Annotated in this window: 18 protein-coding genes; 2 read left to right on the top strand and 16 right to left on the bottom strand. The window is 64.3% G+C overall.

The genetic code is table 11. From position 1 onward, the window contains the following. Positions 1-8: 8 nt before the first annotated feature. The 11 genes from ftsH to JQ591_RS03715 all read right to left on the bottom strand — a co-directional run bounded on the left by ftsH (position 9) and on the right by JQ591_RS03715 (position 13,556). The gene (gene ftsH / locus JQ591_RS03765) at positions 9-1,931 is read right to left on the bottom strand and encodes an ATP-dependent zinc metalloprotease FtsH (RefSeq protein ID WP_007596301.1); all 1,923 of its coding nucleotides are present in this window, start codon (positions 1,929-1,931) and stop codon (positions 9-11) included. Between the two features lie 267 nt (positions 1,932-2,198). Then, on the bottom strand, positions 2,199-3,266 hold the full coding sequence (gene tilS, locus JQ591_RS03760) for a tRNA lysidine(34) synthetase TilS (RefSeq protein ID WP_211394686.1): 1,068 nt from the start codon (positions 3,264-3,266) through the stop codon (positions 2,199-2,201). Between the two features lie 76 nt (positions 3,267-3,342). Then, positions 3,343-4,362: a tol-pal system protein YbgF gene (gene ybgF, locus JQ591_RS03755; RefSeq protein WP_211394685.1), complete on the bottom strand. Its 1,020-nt coding sequence runs from the start codon at positions 4,360-4,362 to the stop codon at positions 3,343-3,345. A gap of 187 nt (positions 4,363-4,549) precedes the next feature. Continuing rightward, complete coding sequence (gene pal, locus JQ591_RS03750; protein ID WP_026232595.1) at positions 4,550-5,038, bottom strand: peptidoglycan-associated lipoprotein Pal; 489 nt, start codon at positions 5,036-5,038, stop codon at positions 4,550-4,552. 258 nt (positions 5,039-5,296) lie between these two features. Further along, positions 5,297-6,061: an N-acyl amino acid synthase FeeM domain-containing protein gene (locus JQ591_RS03745; RefSeq protein WP_211394684.1), complete on the bottom strand. Its 765-nt coding sequence runs from the start codon at positions 6,059-6,061 to the stop codon at positions 5,297-5,299. Positions 6,062-6,223: 162 nt separating this feature from the next. Continuing rightward, entirely contained in the window at positions 6,224-8,554 is a 2,331-nt protein-coding gene (locus JQ591_RS03740; RefSeq protein WP_211394683.1) for a putative bifunctional diguanylate cyclase/phosphodiesterase, read from the bottom strand. 240 nt (positions 8,555-8,794) lie between these two features. Next, positions 8,795-10,138 (bottom strand): Tol-Pal system beta propeller repeat protein TolB, encoded by a 1,344-nt coding sequence (gene tolB, locus JQ591_RS03735; RefSeq protein ID WP_211394811.1) that lies wholly within the window; start codon positions 10,136-10,138, stop codon positions 8,795-8,797. A gap of 41 nt (positions 10,139-10,179) precedes the next feature. Next, positions 10,180-11,136, bottom strand: a complete 957-nt coding sequence (locus JQ591_RS03730; protein WP_211394682.1) for a protein TolA — start codon at positions 11,134-11,136, stop codon at positions 10,180-10,182. Positions 11,137-11,139: 3 nt separating this feature from the next. Continuing rightward, positions 11,140-11,589 carry a protein TolR gene (gene tolR, locus JQ591_RS03725; protein ID WP_211394681.1) on the bottom strand — a complete coding sequence of 150 codons (450 nt, stop codon included), beginning with the start codon at positions 11,587-11,589 and terminating at the stop codon, positions 11,140-11,142. Between the two features lie 43 nt (positions 11,590-11,632). Next, a complete protein-coding gene (gene tolQ / locus JQ591_RS03720; protein ID WP_007596319.1) occupies positions 11,633-12,349 on the bottom strand; it encodes a protein TolQ in 717 nt (238 codons plus the stop codon). Between the two features lie 439 nt (positions 12,350-12,788). Then, positions 12,789-13,556, bottom strand: a complete 768-nt coding sequence (locus JQ591_RS03715; RefSeq protein WP_211394680.1) for a serine O-acetyltransferase — start codon at positions 13,554-13,556, stop codon at positions 12,789-12,791. A gap of 324 nt (positions 13,557-13,880) precedes the next feature. Between JQ591_RS03715 and JQ591_RS03710 the strand changes: the two genes are divergently transcribed. After that, on the top strand, positions 13,881-15,044 hold the full coding sequence (locus JQ591_RS03710; protein WP_211394679.1) for an acyl-CoA desaturase: 1,164 nt from the start codon (positions 13,881-13,883) through the stop codon (positions 15,042-15,044). Positions 15,045-15,236: 192 nt separating this feature from the next. On the opposite strand, the gene JQ591_RS03705 is transcribed toward JQ591_RS03710, so the two are convergent. The 5 genes from JQ591_RS03705 to JQ591_RS03685 form a co-directional block, all read right to left on the bottom strand. Beyond that, positions 15,237-15,722, bottom strand: a complete 486-nt coding sequence (locus tag JQ591_RS03705; RefSeq protein ID WP_211394678.1) for a DUF2852 domain-containing protein — start codon at positions 15,720-15,722, stop codon at positions 15,237-15,239. A gap of 120 nt (positions 15,723-15,842) precedes the next feature. Then, a complete protein-coding gene (locus tag JQ591_RS03700) occupies positions 15,843-16,583 on the bottom strand; it encodes a TetR/AcrR family transcriptional regulator (RefSeq protein WP_211394677.1) in 741 nt (246 codons plus the stop codon). A 95-nt stretch (positions 16,584-16,678) separates the two neighbouring features. Beyond that, entirely contained in the window at positions 16,679-17,041 is a 363-nt protein-coding gene (locus JQ591_RS03695) for a hypothetical protein (RefSeq protein ID WP_211394676.1), read from the bottom strand. Between the two features lie 58 nt (positions 17,042-17,099). Then, positions 17,100-17,501: a YciI family protein gene (locus JQ591_RS03690; protein ID WP_211394675.1), complete on the bottom strand. Its 402-nt coding sequence runs from the start codon at positions 17,499-17,501 to the stop codon at positions 17,100-17,102. Positions 17,502-17,602: 101 nt separating this feature from the next. Further along, a complete protein-coding gene (locus tag JQ591_RS03685; RefSeq protein WP_211394674.1) occupies positions 17,603-17,965 on the bottom strand; it encodes a nuclear transport factor 2 family protein in 363 nt (120 codons plus the stop codon). A 331-nt stretch (positions 17,966-18,296) separates the two neighbouring features. Between JQ591_RS03685 and JQ591_RS03680 the strand changes: the two genes are divergently transcribed. Beyond that, positions 18,297-19,961 carry a methyl-accepting chemotaxis protein gene (locus JQ591_RS03680; protein WP_211394673.1) on the top strand — a complete coding sequence of 555 codons (1,665 nt, stop codon included), beginning with the start codon at positions 18,297-18,299 and terminating at the stop codon, positions 19,959-19,961. The last annotated feature ends 62 nt before the right edge of the window (positions 19,962-20,023 follow it).

Below are 20,023 nucleotides of genomic sequence, written 5' to 3'. Positions count from 1 at the left end.
GAAAGGCGTTACGCCTGCGGCTGCGGCTCCAGGCCGGGATCCGGATCGGGCCGCGGGCGCGACTTGCCGGCCGGCGGCACGGCGGAGGCGCGCGGCGTGGTCGGCTCGAGCACGGATTCGCGGTTCGGCTTCTTGCCCTTGAGCAGGTCGATGATCTCGTCGCCGGAGAGCGTCTCGAACTCGAGCAGGCCCTTGGCGAGAGCTTCGAGATCGGCGCGCTTCTCGGTGAGAATACGCGTCGCTTCGTTGTAGCCCTCTTCGACGAAACGCCGGATCTCGGTGTCGATCTTCTGAACCGTGGCTTCCGATGCGTTCTGGGTGCGCGACACCGACATGCCGAGGAAAACCTCGTCCTGGTTCTCGCCATAGGACACGGTGCCGAGCGCCTCGGACAGGCCCCAGCGTGTCACCATCATGCGCGCCAGACGCGTCGCCTGCTCGATATCGGACGACGCACCCGAAGTCACCTTCTCGCGGCCGAAGATCAGTTCTTCGGCGACACGGCCACCCATCATGATGGCAAGGCGCGAGGTCATCTGCTCCAGCGACATCGACAGCTTGTCGCGCTCGGGCAGCTGCATGACCATACCCAGCGCACGACCGCGCGGAATGATGGTCGCCTTGTGGATCGGGTCGGTCGCGACGACGTTGAGGCCGACGATGGCGTGGCCGCCCTCGTGATAGGCCGTCAGCAGCTTCTCTTCCTCGGTCATGACGAGCGACTTGCGCTCGGCGCCCATCATCACCTTGTCCTTGGCTTCCTCGAACTCGGCCTGGGTCACCATGCGCTTGTTGCGGCGCGCGGCGGTGAGCGCGGCTTCGTTGACGAGGTTCATCAGGTCGGCGCCGGAAAAGCCCGGGGTGCCGCGCGCGATGGTCTTGAGGTTGATATCGGGCGCCAGCGGCACCTTGCGGACGTGGACCTTGAGGATCTGCTCGCGGCCGACGACGTCGGGATTGGGCACCACGACCTGGCGGTCGAAGCGGCCGGGACGCAGCAGCGCGGGATCGAGCACGTCAGGACGGTTGGTCGCGGCGATCAGGATCACGCCCTCGTTGGCCTCGAAGCCGTCCATCTCGACCAGCAACTGGTTCAGCGTCTGCTCGCGCTCGTCATTGCCGCCGCCGAGGCCGGCACCACGGTGACGACCGACGGCGTCGATTTCGTCGATGAAGATGATGCAGGGCGCGTTCTTCTTGGCCTGTTCGAACATGTCGCGGACGCGGCTGGCGCCGACGCCGACGAACATCTCGACGAAGTCAGAACCCGAAATGGTGAAGAACGGCACGTTGGCTTCGCCCGCGACCGCACGCGCGATCAGGGTCTTGCCGGTGCCGGGAGGGCCGACCAGCAGCACGCCGCGCGGAATGCGGCCGCCGAGGCGCTGGAATTTGCCGGGGTCGCGCAGAAATTCGACGATCTCCTGCAGGTCCTGCTTGGCTTCATCGACGCCGGCGACGTCCTCGAAGGTGACGCGGCCATGCGCCTCGGTCAGCATTTTTGCGCGCGACTTGCCGAAGCCCATCGCCTTGCCGGCGCCGCCCTGCATCTGCCGCGACAGGAAGATCCAGACGCCGATCAGCGCGATGAAGGGCAGCCAGGAGACCAGCAGCGAGACGAACCACGGCACGTTGTCGCCCGGCGGCTTCGCGGTGATCTGCACCTTGCTGTCATAGAGGCGCTTCACAAGCGTCGGATCGCTCGGCGCATAGGTCTGGAAGCTCGAGCCGTTGGTGAAGGTGCCGTGAATGTCCGGCCCCTGGATGACGACGTCGCGCACATTGCCGCGGTCAACCTCGCTCAAGAGCTGGGAGAAGGCGATGTCCTGCGAGGAGGCGCGCTGCCCCGGATTCTGGAAGAGCGTGAACAACGCCAACAGCAGCAAGACAATGATGACCCAGAGGGCGAAATTGCGCAGATTGGCGTTCATCGATCTTCCTTCGTGGTCGCGCGGATCGCGGCCTGATCCTCGGGCAGTTACTTTGGGCCGTACGAGGAAATCCCAAGGAATCCTCTCGGTTAGACGCATACAATTTAGGTGCCGCCCCGGTCGCTGCCAAGGGAACGAGGTGGGACTATTTATCCCATCTTAGAGCGATTCCCGCTGAAATAATGGCGGCCGGACAGGGGTTTTTCCCGCCTGGTTAAGGTGACCTGACGCCGCGCCGCCGAAACGGCCGGTGTCATGGTCCGCGGCTTAGCTCCCCTTGCGCCGCCGGGCCGGCGCCGGCGCGATGTGGATACGCCCCCCGGCAAGGCTGATCAAGGCTCCCGCAAGGGTCTGCTTCAGCACCGGCCGGCCATTTGCAGCCGCGCGCCCTGCAGCCATACGCCCCGTAGCTATGGCCTGATCGAGCGCACCCAAGAGGGATTCGACCTTGCCGAGTTCCGCCGGCCCCTCATGCCCGAACGCGTTGATGGCCCGCAGCAGGAGCCGCAGCCGGACCTCCTCCGGCAGGGCGGCAAAAGCGGAGGCCTCGAGGCTTCGAACGCCAGCCTGCGGCGCATCGCCGCGATCCCGCAAACGGAGGAAGCGCTCGGCGCCATCGACCAGCACCTCGACGGCCGCATTGGCGCGTGCCAGCCTTGCCGCGAGCCGAGCCAGGCTGCGGGCATCGCCGCCCTCTGCCGCGAGCTGCGGCAGCAGCGCACGCAGCCGCGGCCGGGTGAAGGCAGCGTCGTGGTTGGTGGGATCGTCGGCAAAGCCGATCTTCGCCCGCCTCAAGGTCGCGATCAGCTGCGACTTCGGAACATCGAGCAGCGGACGCGCAAGGACGACGCCGTCGCGCTCCGTGAGACGGGCCATCGCCGACAGCCCGGCAAGTCCGCTGCCGCGGACAAGACGCATCAACAGGGTCTCGGCCTGGTCGTCACGGGTGTGGGCGGTCAGCACATGGCTCGCGCCGGCGGCACGCGCAGCTTGCGCAAGCAGGCGGTAGCGAGCTTCGCGCGCGGCGGCCGGCAGTCCCGTTTTCGGCTTTGCCTCGCGCCAGCGCACGGTCCGGTGCGGCAAGCCAAGCGCGGTCGCCAGACGCTTGACCTCGCGCGCCTCGCGCACCGCCTCCGGCCGCAAGCCGTGGTCGATGGTGACGACGGTGAGACGCGGGCCGCGCGCGAGGCTGCGGTGCCAGCGCGCCGCAAGCCACATCAGCGCGACCGAGTCGGGCCCGCCGGAGACCGCGAGCAACAGTCCCGGCGCGCCTTTCAGGCCTGCGAACAGGCGCTTGGCCTCACGCGCCGAGATCGGTGAGTTGTCCTCTGACATGACGCTGCAATCGTCCGCGGATGGACCGACTGTTTAGCGCAGCACCATCCGTCTTGTCAGGATCAATCGCCGCGGGTCAGCACTTCACCCGCTTCTGCTCGCGGTCCACGGCGGCTTTGACGCCGCCCGAAGCGCGCGGATATTTGCGGCCGATCTCGCCGAAGGCGGCGCAGGCGGCCTCCTTCTCCTTCAGCGCGGCCAGCGACTGGCCGAGCCGCAGCAGGGCATCCGGCGCCTTGGCGGATTTGTCGTATTTGGTCGTGACGGCGAGGAAGGCTTCCGCGGAGTCGCGATATTGCTGGCGCTGGAAATAGCTTTCGCCGAGCCAGTATTGCGCGTCGCCGAGCAGCGGGTCGCTCGGATATTTCTGCGAGAAATTCTTCATGGTCTGCTCGGCCAGCGCATAGTCCTTGCGCTGCATGTAGCCGATGCCGAGGTCGAATTCGTCGCGCGGCGTTGCCGAGGGCGGCAGGGTCGCAAGGGCCGTGCCGCCCGATGGCGTGGGAGAGCCGGATTGGCCCGGCGGATAGCCGGGCTGCGCGGCCTGGGGCGCGGCCGCTTGCGGATAGCGGGCGCCGTTGTTGGCGAGATCAAGTGGTTCGCCGGCGCCACGGCCGCCGGGCGCGCCGGCAGGGGCGCCTGCCGACATCGGCTGCTGACCGCCCCCGAGCGCGCGCGGCGCACCCGGCGCATTCGGGCTCTGGTTCGGATCGAAGGCATCGCCGCGGCGGCGCGTACCCGGCGCGCCGGGCGCAGGCTGCTCCTGAACGATCGGCGCGGGAGAGGCGATCTGCGGCTGCTCGTAATTCGGCTGCTGCGACGGCTGCTGGCGATAGGCCGGCGCGGGCGGCATGGCCGCCGCCTGGCCCGGCGCACCTTGCGCGCCGCCCTCGAGCGCTCGCAGCCGATCTTCGAGCTGGCGGTTGCGATATTGCAGCTCTTCGTTCTGGCCGGTGAGCTGGCGCAGCTGGTTCTCCAGCCGCTCGATCCGCATCTCGGGATCGGCATCGTCCGACTGTGCGAGGGCGGGCGAGCACAAAGAGAGCAGCGCGGCGATCGCCACGGTGCCGGTGAGGACCTTAAATCTGGATGACATCTTGCCCTGACGACGAAAGCGAAATGGCCTGCGACCGAACACTCGACGCGCCACACATTGAAGGGGAGTACGCCAAAACTGTGACTGCAACAAACGGGTTTCTGTCACAGTTCGCTGAAACGAAACCGGCGCCCTGGAGGGCGCCGGCATAATCGGTTTCTGAAGATGAACGGCACCTGACTGATCGTCAGGAGCTCGCGTTCAGCACGGTGACAGCGCGGCGGTTCTGCGACCAGCAGGAGATGTCGTTACAGACGGCCACCGGCCGCTCCTTGCCGTAGGAGATCGTGCGCATGCGGTTCGGATCGATGCCGCGCGAGGCGAGGAACGAACGCACCGACTGGGCGCGGCGGGCGCCGAGCGCGATGTTGTATTCGCGGGTGCCGCGTTCGTCGGCATGACCTTCGACGGTGAAGCTGTAGCGCGGGTAGCTCTGGAGCCACTGCGCCTGCTTCTCCAGGGTCACGATCGCCTGCGGGGTCAGATCGGTCTGGTCGCTTTCGAAGAACACGCGGTCGCCGACGTTGACCACGAAGTCCTGCTGGCTGCCTGGCGTCGCCGCGTTGGCCATCGCATCCGTGGCAGAGTTCTTGTTGGCGCAGGCGCCCATCGACAACGCGACGGCAAGCACCGCGGCCAGCTTCAATCCCTGGAGGATACGCATAGGATGTTTCATTCCGGAGCCTCCACGCTCACGTTTCGTCCACTGCTGTCCGGTCTACAGGGGGTTGGTTAAGCGAACGTTCCGTCAACCTTGATGGAACCTTGCCTCAGCCGATCAAATGCCCCCAACCAGCGAAAAGCAAACGTCATGGTTAATGGGTTGTAAATGTGGCGCGAGGGTGAAGGCAAGCCTCACCGACCGGCAAAAACCCGGGCTTTTGCTGGAATTATGGGCTCGTCACGTGGAGACCCTGGGACCTAGCGTGGGGGCCTAGCGGGCAGAACCGGCTGCCGAGGCCGCTGCGTCCGGGGTCCGCTGCGTGGCCAGCAGCACCGGCCGCGGGGCCGCTTGGCGCGGGCTGCTGCGTTCAAACAACATGCGCCGCTCAAAAGCGCTGGAGCGCATGATCGGAAAGCGCGTCAGAACCTTTTCCCGCTGGTTCCGGAAATCAGACGCCATCAGCACGGCCTTCTTGGTGGGCCAGCCCGGAAACCCACGCGGCTCCGGTGAAATGGTCTCGTGCAGGAAGATACGACGATAAAACGCCTGATGGTCGGTCCGGATCATGGCCAGCCCGGTGTCGGCGTTGAAATGATCGCAAGCCACAAAAGCAAGCCGCACCGTCAGATAGGGCAACTCCGGAAAACGCTGGTGCTTTTCGGGATCAGCAACAAACCGACATGGATCGACGAGAACTTCGCCGCGGTCGAGGCGGGGATGCAGGACGTCGCCGAACACTTCGGTCGTGTAGGACATCCGCCAGTCCGACGTCAGGACGTGAATGCGAACGGAGCTGCAGAGCTCTCCATCGACATAGACCCCGAAATTCCAGGTGTTGGGCGCATCGTCGAAGCGATCGGTCACGCGCCGCGACTCCGACGGCGCGATCAGTCCAGCATGCAGATAGGCCCGGTACCGCATCAAATAGAGGTTGTCTCGGTCCTCTGGTGTTTCGATGAGGCGGTAATCGATGCGGTCAAACAGAGCGGCTCCCCGCGGAAGGAGCACCGTTTGCGGTTCAGCTCCAGACGTCATCAAATACCCCTACACTCCAAAGCAACTTCTGCGAGTAGGAGCGAGATTAATGGTTCGTTAACGGAATTGCAAAGGCTTAGAAACGTTAGGGTTAACCTTTGCGCCCCGCAAAAACACGGGCAAACAGAGCTAAGGGCGTTGAAGGAGTGCGGCAGAGAAAGATCAGGCGATGGATCGCGAGGACACCATGACGATCTGATCTTCGACCCCGCGACGGCCATGCGAGGCATTGAGCAATTGGCGAATCCGGACTGCGGGAACCGGTCGGCTGAACAGATAGCCCTGCCCTTCGGTCACGGTGCCGTCGGCGCTGATCAGCTCGAGCTGATCATTGGTCTCGATGCCCTCGACCACGACGGCCATGCCGAGATCGGCCGACAGCCGCGCCACGCCGCGCAGCAGCGTCAGCGGCCGGTCGGCATCGATGCCTTCGAGGAAGGAGCGGTCGATCTTCACCTTCTGCATCGGGAAATTGTGCAGGTAGCTGAGGCTCGAATAGCCGGTGCCGAAATCATCCAGCGAAATGCGCACGCCGAGCGCGTGCAATTGCGACAGGATGTCGTGCGTGAGCTGGGTGTTGCGCAACAGCGAGGATTCGGTGATCTCGATCTCCAGCCGATGCGCCGGGAGCCCCGAAACCTCCAGCGCGTAGCGGATTTCGCTCAAGACGTCGCGCTGGTGGAATTGCTGCGGCGAGAAGTTGACGGCGACGCTGACGCCCTCCGGCCATTTCATGCATTCCATGCAGGCGCGGCGCAGGATCCAGCGGCCGAGATCGACGATCAGCCCCATGTCCTCGGCGACCGGGATGATGTCGACCGGCGAGACCGTGCCGCGCACCGGATGATTCCAGCGCAGCAGCGCCTCGCACGTGGTGATCTTGCCGGACTTCAGATTGACCAGCGGCTGGTAGAACAGCTCGAACTCCTCGTTGGCGAGCGCCTTGCGCAGATCGAGCTCGAGGATGCGGCGCGCCTCGACGGTCGCCGCCATCTCGTCGCGGAAGAAGCAGAAGGTGCCGCGACCGTCGGCCTTGGCCCGGTACAGCGCCATGTCGGCGTTCTTGAGCAGCGTGTCCGCGCTGACGCCTTCCGGCGAGGTCAGCGCGATGCCGACGCTGGCGCCGATCTCGACCAGGTGATTGTCGATGCGGTAGCGCTCGCTCAGCCGTTCGACGATCCGGCGCGCCAGCGCAGCGGCGTCCTCGGGCGAGGAGATGTTCTCCTGGAACACGACGAATTCGTCGCCGCCGAAGCGGGCGACGAAATCTTCGGGGCGCAGCATCTCGCGCAGGCGGTTGGCGACTGCGCACAGGAGCTGGTCGCCGCAGGGATGGCCGAGCGTGTCGTTGACCTGCTTGAACTGGTCGAGGTCGACGAACAGCAGCGCGGAGAGGCGCTCGGCGTCGTGCGAGATCGCCAGCAGCCTTTCGATCTCGTCGCGGAAATGAACGCGGTTGGGGAGCGCGGTGAGGTCGTCGTAGCGCGCCAGATGCGTAATCTTGGCCTCGGCGCTGCGCCGCTCGGTAATGTCCTCGAGCAGCACCACCGCGCCACCATCAGCCATCGGCTGGACAGTCCAGGACAACGACCGGTTTCGCTGCGTGTCGGGATCGGCGGTGATGATCTCCTTGGCTTGCGAGCTCTCGATGTCCGCGACGATCCGCTCGCCGCTCCCAGCCGAGATGGATCCGGCGCGAACGCACGCCGCGACGATGTCGCGCGCGTTGATGCCGCGCTGCGCGAGGCCTTCCGGCAGATTCATCATTGCGCCGAAGCGGTGGTTCATGACCGCCAGCTGTCCGTCGACGCGGAACATGCAGAGGCCGTGCGGCATGTTGTTCAGCGCCGTGTCGAACTGGCCGGCGAGCGCGGCTTCACGCTCCCGTGCCACGACCGCTCCCATGAAGATTCGGTGCAAATTGACCGAGAGCTGCATGATAGCCATCAGGAACGCGGCGCTGACCACCGCCATCGCGATGTAGTAGGGCGTTCCACGCAGCGCCAAGGCAAGCACGGCCGGGCCGAAAATCAGCACGGCCTGGAGGTGGAAGATCGCGGGCCGGCCATATGCCCTGCCCGCGCCGCCCGCCGCGATACCGGTGGTGACCGACAAGGCTATCATGTGGGCCACGGCGTCGTCCGTGGCCAACAGGGCCGTGGAGCACCAGATGCCGATCGCAGCCGCCTGGATCTTTGCTCCGATCTGATAGCGCTTCTGCCAGCGTGCGGCCGCCTCGACGGTCATGACCGCCTGACGTGCCTGATAGAGGCGCAGGTCGATCGCCCGCGCGGTCCCGGCCAGGACAAGAAGCGCGACGCACGCCCAGATCAGCGGCTCGCCCGTCCTCAGCGCGGTCAGGGCCGCACCAATCGACACGAAAATGAGTCCTGCCAGCAGCGGACCAGGCGCTTCGAACAGCGAATCGATTTGCGCCGCCGAAGATTTCGGCGGCCGCTGTTCCGGCTCTCCGCTCTGACTTGCAAACTGCATCTGGTCTGTACGCGCGTCCTGTCTGGAGCGCAGTCTTACCGATCCGGTATGAAGTCTTTCTGAGGGAACATCGTTAAAGTCGAGTTGTTTTGAGCGGCGAATAGTCGAAATATATCAATAGAAACAAACCCATGGGAAAAGTTTGCCGAGTGCAACCTTAAAGAACAATTATCGCGGGGAAACATCTCGCCAAGTTTTCGACAAAGGCGCGCGGTCAAAGCACCGCGCACCGAGGGGCGGCTAGCCCGATGTCGAGGACAATAGCGGCGACCATGCCGGGTCGGAGGCGAAGCCCGGCGTCGGCACCTTCAGCTCGTTGCGCCCCGAGATGTCGACGGAGAACAGCGACGGACCGCCACTGCCGCCGGGATCGCGGAAGAACATCAGCACGCGGCCGTTCGGCGAGAAGGTCGGGCCCTCATTGTGGTAGCCGGAGGTGAGGAGCCGCTCGCCGGAGCCGTCCGGCTTCATGACGCCGATCGAAAACTGCCCGCCGCCTTGCCTGGTGAAGGCGATGTAATCGCCGCGCGGCGACCACACCGGCGTCGAATAGGTGGCATTGGTGTCGTCCTTGGAAAAGGAGATGCGCTGCGCCTGTCCGCCGCCCGCCGCCATCACATAGATCTGCGACCTGCCGCCGCGATCGGATTCGAAGCAGATGCGGGTGCCGTCCGGCGAGTAAGACGGAGAGGTGTCGATCGCCGGCGTGTCGGTGAGACGCGTGGTCGAGCGCGAGCGCAGATCCATCACGAACAGGTTGGAATTGCCGCCCTGCTGCAGGCTCATGATGACGCGCTGGCCGTCCGGCGAGAACCGCGGCGCAAAGGTCATGCCGGGGAAGTTGCCGACGATCTCGCGCTGGCCGGTCTCGATGTTGAACAGGTAGACCTTCGGATCGCCCTGGCCGAACTCCATGTAGGTGATCTCTTGCGAGTTCGGCGAGAAGCGCGGCGTCAGCACGAGGTCGGAGCCGCGGGTCAGATAGCGCACATTGGCGCCGTCCTGGTCCATCATCGCAAGCCGCTTGACGCGGCGCTCCTTCGGCCCGGTCTCGTCCACGAACACCACGCGGCTGTCGAAATAGCCCTTCTCGCCGGTCATCCGCTCGTAGATCTGGTCGGAGATGATGTGGGCGATGCGGCGCCAATATTCCGGCGAGGTGAAATATTGCTGGCCGGCGAGCTGCTGGCCGGAGACCACGTCCCAGAGGCGGAATTCTGCCTTGAGCCTTCCGTCCGGCTGACGCGTCATGCGGCCGGTGACCAGCGCCTGCGCGTTGATGGTCTTCCAGTTCTGGAATTGCGGCGCGACGTCGATGTTGCTGATGCGCTCGATGAAGGCGGCCTGGTCGATCGGCGCGAACAGGCCCGAGCGCTTCAGATTGTTGGTGATGACCTGCGTGACGCCATTGCCGACGTCGCCGTCGGCCGGCGAGCCCGGCAGGAAATTGGTGATCGCGATCGGGACCGGCTGGAATTCGGTGGGATCGATTCGAAGCCGCGGCTGGCCCTGGGCGAAGGCGTGTCCGCCCCCGAGCACCGCAAGCGTCGATCCGGTCAGGGTCATGAAGCGGCGGCGGTTCATCGATCGGACGTCATTCATCGCAAAATTCTTTTGTTCGGATGTCACAACATATCTTTCAGGCCGAAAGTCATCGGGATGAGCTTCCAGCTCTCGTACTGCGGCTTCGGCATGAACGAATAGACCTGACACTGCACGATGGCGCGCTTGGCGCTCTCTGCCACCGCCTGGGCGATTGACCGCGACGGTCCCCTCACCGCGACGACGACGGGCTCGGAGGCGAGCGATCCATCGATCTTCATGGGAATGTCGATGTCGGCTTCGTACTGATCGGCGTCCTGCCCATTATAGGTCGGCGTGAAGCAGCGCTTGACCGCACCCTGAAATGCGCCTCGCCAAGTGGCGACGTTGGCGACCGCGGTCCCGGTCGTCGATCCGAGCTGCGCGGACGCATTCATTGTCGTTCCGGTAAGCTCGTGCCGGGTCGCAGCGCGCTTGTCGAGTTCGCGCTGGATCTGCGCAGGATCGAAGCTGCGCTCCTTGGGCTTTGGCTGCTGTTGCGGCTGCACCGCCGCGACCTTGGGCTCAGGAGGCTTGGGCGGCTTCTTGGTCTCCAGCTTTTTCTGGAGCTCGGCGATCGGATCTTCCTTGGCCGGATCAGGCTTCTTTTCCGGCGGCTTCGGTTCTTCTTTCGGCTTGGCCTCGGCCACGGGCTTCGGCGGCTCGGGCTTCTTCTCGACCGGCTTCTCGACGGGTTTCGGCGGCGGTTCGGGCGTCGAGTTGGTCTTGATCAGCTCTTTCTTCTCGGTGACTTTGCCGACGGCGTCTTCCTCGGGCTTGGCCTCGGCGATCTTCTCGACCTTGGGCTTCGCCTCTTTCTTGTCGCCGGTCTTCTGCCCGTTGGTCATCTGCGCGAGCTGGTCGGTGGAGATGATGTCGATCGGCAGCGACTCTTCGGGCGCCACGAAAGCCCTGCTGCTAAAGGTGACCAGCCCCCATCCAAGCACGAGGACATGGAGGGCAATCGACGCAACGAGTGTTTTGTCGACCTTCACCTTCACGGTCTACCCCTGATCCGCTTCCGTGACGAGCGCGAGCTTCTTGAAGCCTGCACCGGACAACAGGCCCATCACCCTGGCCACCGTGCCGTAATCGGCCTTCTTGTCGGCGCGCAGATAGATGCGTTCCTCGAGCCCGCCGCGCGCGTCCGTGATCGCCTTCAGCTTCGGGATCAGCTCGTTGATCGCGATCTCGGCGTCGTTGATGAACACCTTGCCCTTGATGTCGACCGACATCTGGATCGGCTTCTGGTCGTTGTTTTCGAGGCTTTTGGCCTGGGTCTGCGGCAGGTCGAGCGGCACGCCGACCGTCAACATCGGCGCCGACACCATGAAGATGATGAGCAGCACCAGCATCACGTCCACCATCGGCGTGACGTTGATCTCGGCCACGACCGGCTTGCGCCGGCCACGGCGCCCACCGCCTCCGGACGAACTCGCGACGTTCATGCCCATGGTCTGGTGCCCAAATTGCCCTTCACACTATACATGCCGTCCGTCAGCCCCGCTCGTCGATCTGGCGCGACAGGATGGCTGAAAATTCATCGGCGAAGCCTTCGAGCCGCTGGGCCTGCCGGTTCACCTCGGAGGTGAACTTATTGTAGAAAATAGTGGCAGGAATGGCGGCGATAAGGCCGACGGCGGTCGCAAACAGCGCCTCCGCGATGCCGGGGGCCACCACCGCCAGAGAGGTATTTTTCGACGCCGCGATCGACTGGAAGCTCGACATGATGCCCCAAACGGTGCCGAACAGGCCGACGAAGGGGCCTGCGGAGCCGACGGTGGCGAGCACCAGCAGCCGGCGTTCCAGCCGCTCGACCTCGCGAGCGATCGAGACATTCATGACCTTGTCGATGCGCATCTGAAGGCCTGCGACCGAGCGGGCCTGGCTCTCGAACGAACGCTTCCACTCGCGCATCGCCGCGACGAAGCAGGCCGCCATGGAATGCGTCGGCTTGGCCGAGAGCGTGCGATAGAGGTCTTCGATCGACTCGCCGGACCAGAAGGCCTGCTCGAAACGGTCCATCGAGCGGCGGGTGCGGGCAAACAGGAAGATCTTGTCGATGGCGATCGCCCAGACCCAGACGGAGCAGGCGAGAAGCCCCAGCATCACCGCTTTCACGATCCAGTGAGCCTGCCAGAACAGCGCGATCAGCGACACGTCCGCGGAAGCGGCAACCGGAAGGGCTGACTGAGCCACGTCGGCCGGATTCATAAGCAGTATCCTCTCAAGGCGATCGTTACCTGATGTCCACGGCGGCAATGGCCGCCGGTTCCCCAATAGCCGCGCCAGAACCGGCGCGGCCGGCAAGCCCGCTCAAAGCCTTGTCTTTCTGGGGTGCAGGGGCTCGTCCAAAGCCGGCCGCCTGCATTCCCTGCCAAGATGTCAAAACTATGGGCCCGGCCCAAGGCTCAGACTTCGAGCTTTGGGCGCGATTGTCCGCAATTACCAGAGCCCGGCGATGGTTAATGCTGGGTTACCGCAGGTGAATTTGGCTGCGGGAAAGGAAGGTAGCACAGGGGGATGGGTCGCGGGTCCGGTTCCGTGGCCCGTACGCACCGCAACGCCCGCGCGGTGATCGGCCCCGGCAGACTGAGCGCGCAGAGCCGACCGCCCGCCGCATAGGCCACGCCGGCCGCTTTTTCGAGGGGCGTCAGGCCGCCGAGGCAGGTTCGGGGCAATTGGTCAGCCGCGCCGGATTGCCGATTGCGGTGCAGCCCCTTGGCACGTCGCTCGTCACGACCGTGCCGGCACCGATTTTCGCAAAATCGCCGATCCTGACGTTGCCGAGAATTGTCGCGCCGGAGCCGATGAACACGCCGCGACCAATGCGAGGCGAGCGCGCCGGCAGTTCAGTGCCGCGACCGATGCTGACATTCTGAAGGATGGTGGCCTCGTCGCCGATCACCACATTGGCACCGATCACGATGCCAGTGGCGTGGTCGAGATACACCGACGATCCAAGGCTCGCTGCCGGATGAATGCTGACCTGCAGGACGTTCGACGCCTCGTTCTGAAACAGCAGCGCCGCGTCGCGATGGTCATGGTGCCAGAGCCAGTTCGAGACACGCCAGGCCTGCAAGGCGACGTAGCCCTTGAAATGCAGCAGCGGCGCCAACAGTCCGGCGATGGCGGGATCGCGGAGCACGATGGCCCGCAAGTCGCGGCCGGCCGCCTCGATCAGATCCGGCTGGTCACTAAAGGCGTCGCGGGAAAATGTCGTGAAGCGCTCGCGTTCGGCCGCGCTGTCGCCAAGCCGGCGCCCGATCAGGTCGGACAGTGCGGCGGTGAAATCGTCATGGGCGAGGATGAGACCGACGACAGCCTTGCCGAATATGGGGTCGGCTGCCGCTGCGCGCTGCGCCTCGTCGCGGATCTCCTGCCAGAGGCTCTCGCTCGCCATGATCGCAGCTTCCGCCATCGTTGCCGCCTGCGGTGTTTTGACGCTTCCTTCTCACCGTCGGATATAGGCCCTCGGCAGCCCGCGCGCCACGCTCCCCGGGAGGCTACGAGCTTGCATGCCTGGCAGCCGGGATCATATATTATCGGTCGAGTTCCCGGGCGAAGCTATGGCCTGAGGTTGGCTTTGCCGCGTGCGGCCGCCTTGGGCCAAGGTTGTCCAGGCAAAGCATCTCGTTCAAGACCCCCGCGGTGGTCAGCCATCCGCGGGTTTTTCGTACACAGCGGCCCTCAATGCTGCCGAAGCGAATCCCGAAATCCCCGTCATCCAAGGTCACGCCAATACATGTCGCCCAACGCCCCCGCCGACGACCAACACGACGACATCATGTATCCCTCCGCGCTGCCGTTCCTGCTGGTCCATCTCGGCTGCGTTGCGGCCATCTGGACAGGCATCACCTGGCAGGCACTCGCGATCTGCGCCTCACTGTACGTCGTGCGCATGTTCGCAATCGGGGCAGGCTATCACCGCTATTTCTCCCATCGGGCTTTTGCGACCGGTCGGGTGTTTCAGTTCGTCCTGGCCTGGATCGCGCAAAGCACCGCGCAGAAAAGCGTTTTGTGGTGGGCGGCCAAGCATCGACATCATCATCTGCATTCCGATACCGAAGACGACGTGCATTCGCCGCGTCACCGAGGCTTCCTCTACAGTCATCTCGGCTGGATTTTTTACCGGGAGCACGATGGCACCGACCTCGTGAAAGTCGGCGATTTCGCCGCCTATCCGGAGCTGATGTGGCTGCATCGGCTGGAACTCCTGCCGGCCGTTACGCTGGCTGCGCTCTGCTTTCTGGTTGCCGGATGGTCCGGCCTCGTCGTCGGCTTCCTGTGGAGCACCGTGCTGGTCTATCACGCGACCTTCTGCATCAACTCCCTCGCCCATGTGCATGGACGCAAGCGATACGTGACCGGCGATGATTCCCGCAACAACTGGCTGCTGGCGCTGTTCACCCTTGGTGAGGGCTGGCACAACAATCACCACGCCTACCAAAGCAGCGTGCGACAAGGTTTTCGCTGGTGGGAAATCGACGTGACCTATTACATCCTGAAGGTGCTGTCCTGGTTCGGCGTCGTCTGGAACATGAAGACGCCGCCCGAACAGGTGCTGCGCAACGAACAGGCGCTCGGCGCGCGGGTCATCCATCGGGCGGCCCGGGAGCTTGCCGGACGGTTCGATGCGCAGACCCTGGCGCACGCGATCTCATCGGCGCTACGCGGAGCCGATTTGGCCCAGTTGCAACTGCCAACGCTGCACGACATCCTCAGTCGCGCGCATGAAGGCGTCGATGCGCTGACGCATCTGCATTTGCCGAAGATTCCGACCCGCGACGAGTTTCTCGCCGAGGCCAAGGCGATGTTCGCGCGAACGCGATCACTCAACGAGATCGTGGACTACGCCTATGAACACTTCCTGGAGTCGGTTCGCGCGCAGCTCGCCACGGCGCGCTGACCAAGACGCTCCAGACCAAGACTTTCCAGACCAAGACAAATCCAGACCTCGCGGCGGCCAGCCGCGCACTTCCAAAAACCAAACCGCCCGCCTGCGGGTTGCGCAGGCGGGCGGCTCGGGGCCATCAGGACTTTGGGGGCATGCGCCTGAAGGCTTTGAGAGGCGTCAGGTCAAGATCAACCTTGCCCGAGATCAACCTTGCTGCTGGTCGGTCGGCGGCGGGGTCGGGCGCGTCTTGTGCTGCGCCATGAACTGGTCGAACTCTGCCTTGTCCTTGGCGTGACGCAGACGGTCGAGGAAGTTCTTGAACTCGACCTGCTCCTCCTCGAGCCGCTGCAGTGTCTCGGTGCGGTACTCGTCGAAGGCGCGGTTGCCGCTCGAGGGCGGGCCGAAGCCGAAGCCGAAACCGTGGCGCTCCATGCGGCCACGCATACGGTCCATCTTGTACTGCATCCGCTCCATCTTGTTCTGCCAGCGATCCTGGTTGCTCCAGCACGACATTCTTCTGCTCCCGAGTGTGAAAAAGAGAAGGGCAAGTCCGATCGGCCACCAGAAGATGAAGCCAAGGATGGTCACGGCGATCCAGCCGGGATGCCAGGGCGTATTGAGCATGTGGGGGCGCTCATAGTGTTGGTCCGAAGGGCCGCGCCATCGATTGACATCAGCGGTGTAGGCCATTTCCCTCTCCATGACGGCATCAGCGCCGTTGTGAATGTAAATAACATTTACATAGCTAGATCATCCCGCGATTTTGTCAAGCCGACCGCCTAACAGGGCAGGCGAATTATTTGGGTAACTTTATTTCGGCTTGCCCCAGGGACCACCGGGCGGCACGCCGGAACCGGAGGATGCCTCCGGTGGTACCGGCGGCGGCTCGGCGCTTTTCGCCGGAGGACGGCGATCGGTCGGGAAGCCGAGGCCGCGCAGATAGATCAGCACCTCAGCTTCGAGCAGCTCGTCCGGCGACATCGGCAGTTTTCGACGCGCGGCGTCGCCGCGGGAGAACAGCGAGGCCACGCCATGCGCCATCGACCAGATGTGCAGCGCCATCATCATCGCCGGCGGCCGCGGCGTGCCCGGCGGCGCCAGCGCGGCAAGCCGCTCCGCCGCGGCACGAATGATGTTGAAAGCACGCTCGCTGGCGGCCTGGAGCGCCGGATTGGCATCCACCGGCACGCCCGATTCGAACATCGCGTTGTAGAACGCGGGCTCTTCGCGGGCGAAGGCGAGATAGGCCCTGCCGACACGCTCGAACGCCGTGACGGTGTCGGGCCGTCCGTCGTCCCAGGCCGCGGTCAGGCGCGATTCGAACTGCTCGAAGCCGCGCTGCGCGATCGAGGACAGCAGTTCGTCACGGTCGCGAAAATGCCGGTACGGTGCCGCCGCACTGACGCCGGCCATGCGCGCGGCATCGGCAAAGGTGAAGCCGGCGGCGCCCTTCTCGGCGATCAGCCCGAGGGCGGCCTGCAACAGGGCTTCCTTCAGATTGCCGTGGTGATAGCCGCGCTCGGCGCGGCGCGTCTCCTTGCGCCAGCTCATGTGAACGACCTTTACATGAGCCGGGCGTGAAGGTCACTAGCGGCGACGGATTTGATCGCCCGTATTCTTCCCGGTCCGGGACGGTGGCCGAAGTCCTAGCCGCCGGGGATCGGCAGCACCGGCATGATCTCGACGCGTTCGCCGGGGAAGATCGTGAAGTGCGGGTGGTTCTCGAACATCTTCGCCGCGGCTTCATGGGACGCTGCGCGCACCACGGTGAAGGCGCCCATCTCGTTGGCGATGTCGGCGATGCCCTTGCCGTCAACCTTCTTGGTCCTGCCGAGCGGGCCGCCCATGGCCTGGATCGCGCCCTGGTGCTTTTCGACCCAGCCTTTCCAGCCCGCAATGCCCTCCTGCTCCTTCGCCTTGCGCTCGGCCTCGGGCATCGCATTCCATGCGGCCCATTTGGAGCTGGTCTTGCTGCCGAGGAAAACGGCGAGATAGGTGTCGGTGCTCATCGGTTCTCTCCCTTGATGATCGGTTGACGAAGACGCGATTTTGTCGCGACCGCTGTGGTTAGTTCTTCAGATCGCCGAAGCCGGCGGCGTGCTGCACGTCGAGCGGAAAGTCGGTCATCTCCTGCACCTGGCGGATCTCGATAATTTCGTTCGCGGAGGCCGGGCATCTCTTGGCCCAGGCGATCGCCTCCGCACGCGAGGCGACCTCGATCATCCAGTAACCGCCCAAAACCTCCTTGGCCTCGGCGAAGGGGCCGTCGGTCACAACAGGCTCACCGGTCGCAAAGGAGACGCGCGCACCCATCGACGGCGGATGCAGGCCGTCGAGCGTGATCAGCACGCCGGCGTCCTTCAGCGCCTCGTTGTAGCGCATCATCGCGGCGACACGCTCGGGATCGAGCTGGACATCCGGCGGCGCGGTCTCATAGCCGAGCGGGATCATCAGCATCATGAATCGCATGGAGGTTCCTTGCTTGCTTGGTCGCCCTCGCCTCCTAGACGAACGAACTCTGGCGGAACCGACAGGTGACGAAAATTATTCTGGAGATTATTGCGCTGGCGCTAGCGCGGCTGCGGCAGGAAACGACCGTCCTGCCGGGCAGCGCCGAAATAGACCTCGATGCGGCGGACCTTGCCTCCCGCGAAGGTGAAGAACTCCGTGTTACGAAAGCTCCTGCCGTCTGTCGCCAGACAGAGATAGGTGACGAAGGCCTCGGCGCCCCGGACGAAAACCCGCTCGATGTCGTGCCGCGCAATCCAGCCGGTGTCCCTCCAGCAGCGCTCGAAATAGGCCGCCTTGTCGAGGTCGTCGTCGAACGGGCTGGTGAAGCGGAAATCATCGGCCAATGCGTCGGCGACCCGTTGCCGGTCGTTGCCGAGATAGGCTGCGAAGAGGTCTCGAATCAGGTGCTCGCGGTCAGTCATCGAACGGTTCCGTGGATAGCATCGTCTTGAAGACGATTGACGCACGGCCGCGCCGACATTGCGCACGACTGTTCCGGGCACCACGACGCGAAAAATACTGCGATCCGCGCTCCGTACAAATACGGCCCGGCCTATGAACTCCGCCGTGCACATGAATCCGGAATGCCTGTAAGCAGAGCGACATGGCCGGCGCATGCGGGAACTACGGAACAAGTGCGAATTGCTGCAAGGGTTTACAATTGCTCAACAAGCTCGTGCAATTTTTCTAAGCAGGCGAGACGGCATGGCGACCCTGCCGCTTCGCTCCGAAGAACATTGCTCGGAGCATCACGTGTTCAATTTCCAAAGCAGCAAGACCCGGCACGCGATCGCAGAAGTCGAAGCACTCGATCGCTCGCAGGCCGTGATCGAATTCGGCCTCGACGGCACCATTCTCGATGCCAATGAGAATCTCCTCAAGATGAGCGGCTATACGCTCTCGGAGATCAAGGGCAAGCATCACAGCATCTTCGTCAGCCCGACTGAACGCGAGAGCGCCCGTTACCGCGACTTCTGGGCCAGCCTGAACCGCGGCGAGTTCCAGACCACGCAATACAAGCGCTTCGGCAAGAACGGCAGGGAAGTCTGGGTCCATGCCTCCTACGCGCCGCTGCGCGACGAGAACGGCAAGGTGGTGAGCTTCATCAAGTTCGCAACCGACATCACGGCTTCCAAGATGAGGACCATCGAGGACGCGGGCAAGATCGCCGCGATCAGCCGTGCCCAGGCTGTGATCGAATTCAACATGGACGGCACCATCGTCACCGCCAACGAGAATTTCCTGGGCGCGGTGGGCTACTCGCTCGACGAGATCCAGGGCAAGCACCACAGTATGTTCGTGACGCCGGAGGATCGCGCCAGCGCGGCCTATGCCGACTTCTGGGCGCGGCTGAACCGCGGCCAGTTCGAGGCTGCCGAATACAAGCGGCTCGGCAAGGGGGGCAAGGAGATCTGGATCCTGGCGACCTACAACCCGATCCTCGACGAGACCGGCAAGCCGTTCAAGGTAGTGAAGTTCGCGACCGACGTCACCGCGCAGAAGATGAAGGCGGCCGACAACGACGGTCAGCTCGCCGCGATCCAGAAATCGCAGGCGGTGATCGAGTTCAACATGGACGGGACGATCCGCACCGCCAACGAGAACTTCCTCAAGGCGATGGGCTATTCGCTGGCCGAGATCAAGGGACAGCACCACTCCATGTTCGTCGAGCCGAACGAGAAGAATTCGGCGGCCTACCGCCAGTTCTGGGAGACGCTCAACCGCGGTGAATACCAGGCCGCCGAATACAAGCGGATCGCCAAGGGCGGCCGCGAGATCTGGATCCAGGCGTCCTACAACCCGATCCTCGACCTCAATGGCAAACCCTACAAGGTGGTGAAATATGCCACCGACATCACCGCGCAGGCGATCGGCCGCAAGAAGGCCGACAACGCGCGCGGTCTGATCGAGGCGGTCGCGGCCGGCAGCGAAGAGATGAGCGCCTCGATCCGCGAGATCTCCGCGACCATGGCGAAGTCGCGCGAGACCTCGAAGGTAGCGACCACCCGCGTCGAGGCCGCCGACGGCCAGGCGCAGCGGCTGAACGCGGCGGCGCAGGCGATGAGCGGCATCGTCGAGATGATCTCGGGCATCACCGGCCAGATCAACCTGCTCGCGCTCAACGCCACGATCGAATCGGCGCGCGCGGGCGAAGCCGGCCGCGGCTTCGCCGTGGTCGCCTCCGAGGTGAAGAGTCTCGCCAACCAGGCCAAGCAGGCGACCGACACCATCACCTCCGAAATCGACGCGCTGAACACCATCTCCGGCGACGTTGCGAGCTCGCTGACGGCAATCAAGGTCGCGATCGCCGGCGTCAACGAGTTCATCGCCTCCACCGCCGCCGCGGTCGAGGAACAGAGCATCGTGACGGCCGACATGTCGGCCAACATGCAGCGCGCCACGGCGGAGCTGGCCTAGGCTGCCTGGCGCGGCTGCAAAAGGAGAGCCTCGAAGAGCTCAAGGCGCGATAGTTTGTCGCG

The organism is Bradyrhizobium canariense, from assembly GCF_018130465.1.
In the GTDB taxonomy this organism is placed as follows: domain Bacteria; phylum Pseudomonadota; class Alphaproteobacteria; order Rhizobiales; family Xanthobacteraceae; genus Bradyrhizobium; species Bradyrhizobium canariense_C.
The sequence above is the reverse complement of the archived record's forward strand: the minus strand, read 5'-3'. Positions and strand labels throughout refer to the sequence as shown.

Bases quoted from the DNA above. Each gene is read 5' to 3' on its own strand.
- ybgF (WP_211394685.1), bottom strand. From the start codon at position 4,362: ATGTCATCCAGATTTAAGGTCCTCACCGGCACCGTGGCGATCGCCGCG.
- pal (WP_026232595.1), bottom strand. From the start codon at position 5,038: ATGAAACATCCTATGCGTATCCTCCAGGGATTGAAGCTGGCCGCGGTG.
- ftsH (WP_007596301.1), bottom strand. From the start codon at position 1,931: ATGAACGCCAATCTGCGCAATTTCGCCCTCTGGGTCATCATTGTCTTG.
- JQ591_RS03710 (WP_211394679.1), top strand. From the start codon at position 13,881: ATGTCGCCCAACGCCCCCGCCGACGACCAACACGACGACATCATGTAT.
- JQ591_RS03700 (WP_211394677.1), bottom strand. From the start codon at position 16,583: ATGAGCTGGCGCAAGGAGACGCGCCGCGCCGAGCGCGGCTATCACCAC.
- JQ591_RS03695 (WP_211394676.1), bottom strand. From the start codon at position 17,041: ATGAGCACCGACACCTATCTCGCCGTTTTCCTCGGCAGCAAGACCAGC.
- tolB (WP_211394811.1), bottom strand. From the start codon at position 10,138: ATGAACCGCCGCCGCTTCATGACCCTGACCGGATCGACGCTTGCGGTG.
- JQ591_RS03685 (WP_211394674.1), bottom strand. From the start codon at position 17,965: ATGACTGACCGCGAGCACCTGATTCGAGACCTCTTCGCAGCCTATCTC.
- JQ591_RS03740 (WP_211394683.1), bottom strand. From the start codon at position 8,554: ATGCAGTTTGCAAGTCAGAGCGGAGAGCCGGAACAGCGGCCGCCGAAA.
- JQ591_RS03705 (WP_211394678.1), bottom strand. From the start codon at position 15,722: ATGGCCTACACCGCTGATGTCAATCGATGGCGCGGCCCTTCGGACCAA.
- tilS (WP_211394686.1), bottom strand. From the start codon at position 3,266: ATGTCAGAGGACAACTCACCGATCTCGGCGCGTGAGGCCAAGCGCCTG.
- tolR (WP_211394681.1), bottom strand. From the start codon at position 11,589: ATGGGCATGAACGTCGCGAGTTCGTCCGGAGGCGGTGGGCGCCGTGGC.
- JQ591_RS03745 (WP_211394684.1), bottom strand. From the start codon at position 6,061: ATGACGTCTGGAGCTGAACCGCAAACGGTGCTCCTTCCGCGGGGAGCC.
- JQ591_RS03715 (WP_211394680.1), bottom strand. From the start codon at position 13,556: ATGGCGGAAGCTGCGATCATGGCGAGCGAGAGCCTCTGGCAGGAGATC.
- tolQ (WP_007596319.1), bottom strand. From the start codon at position 12,349: ATGAATCCGGCCGACGTGGCTCAGTCAGCCCTTCCGGTTGCCGCTTCC.
- JQ591_RS03690 (WP_211394675.1), bottom strand. From the start codon at position 17,501: ATGCGATTCATGATGCTGATGATCCCGCTCGGCTATGAGACCGCGCCG.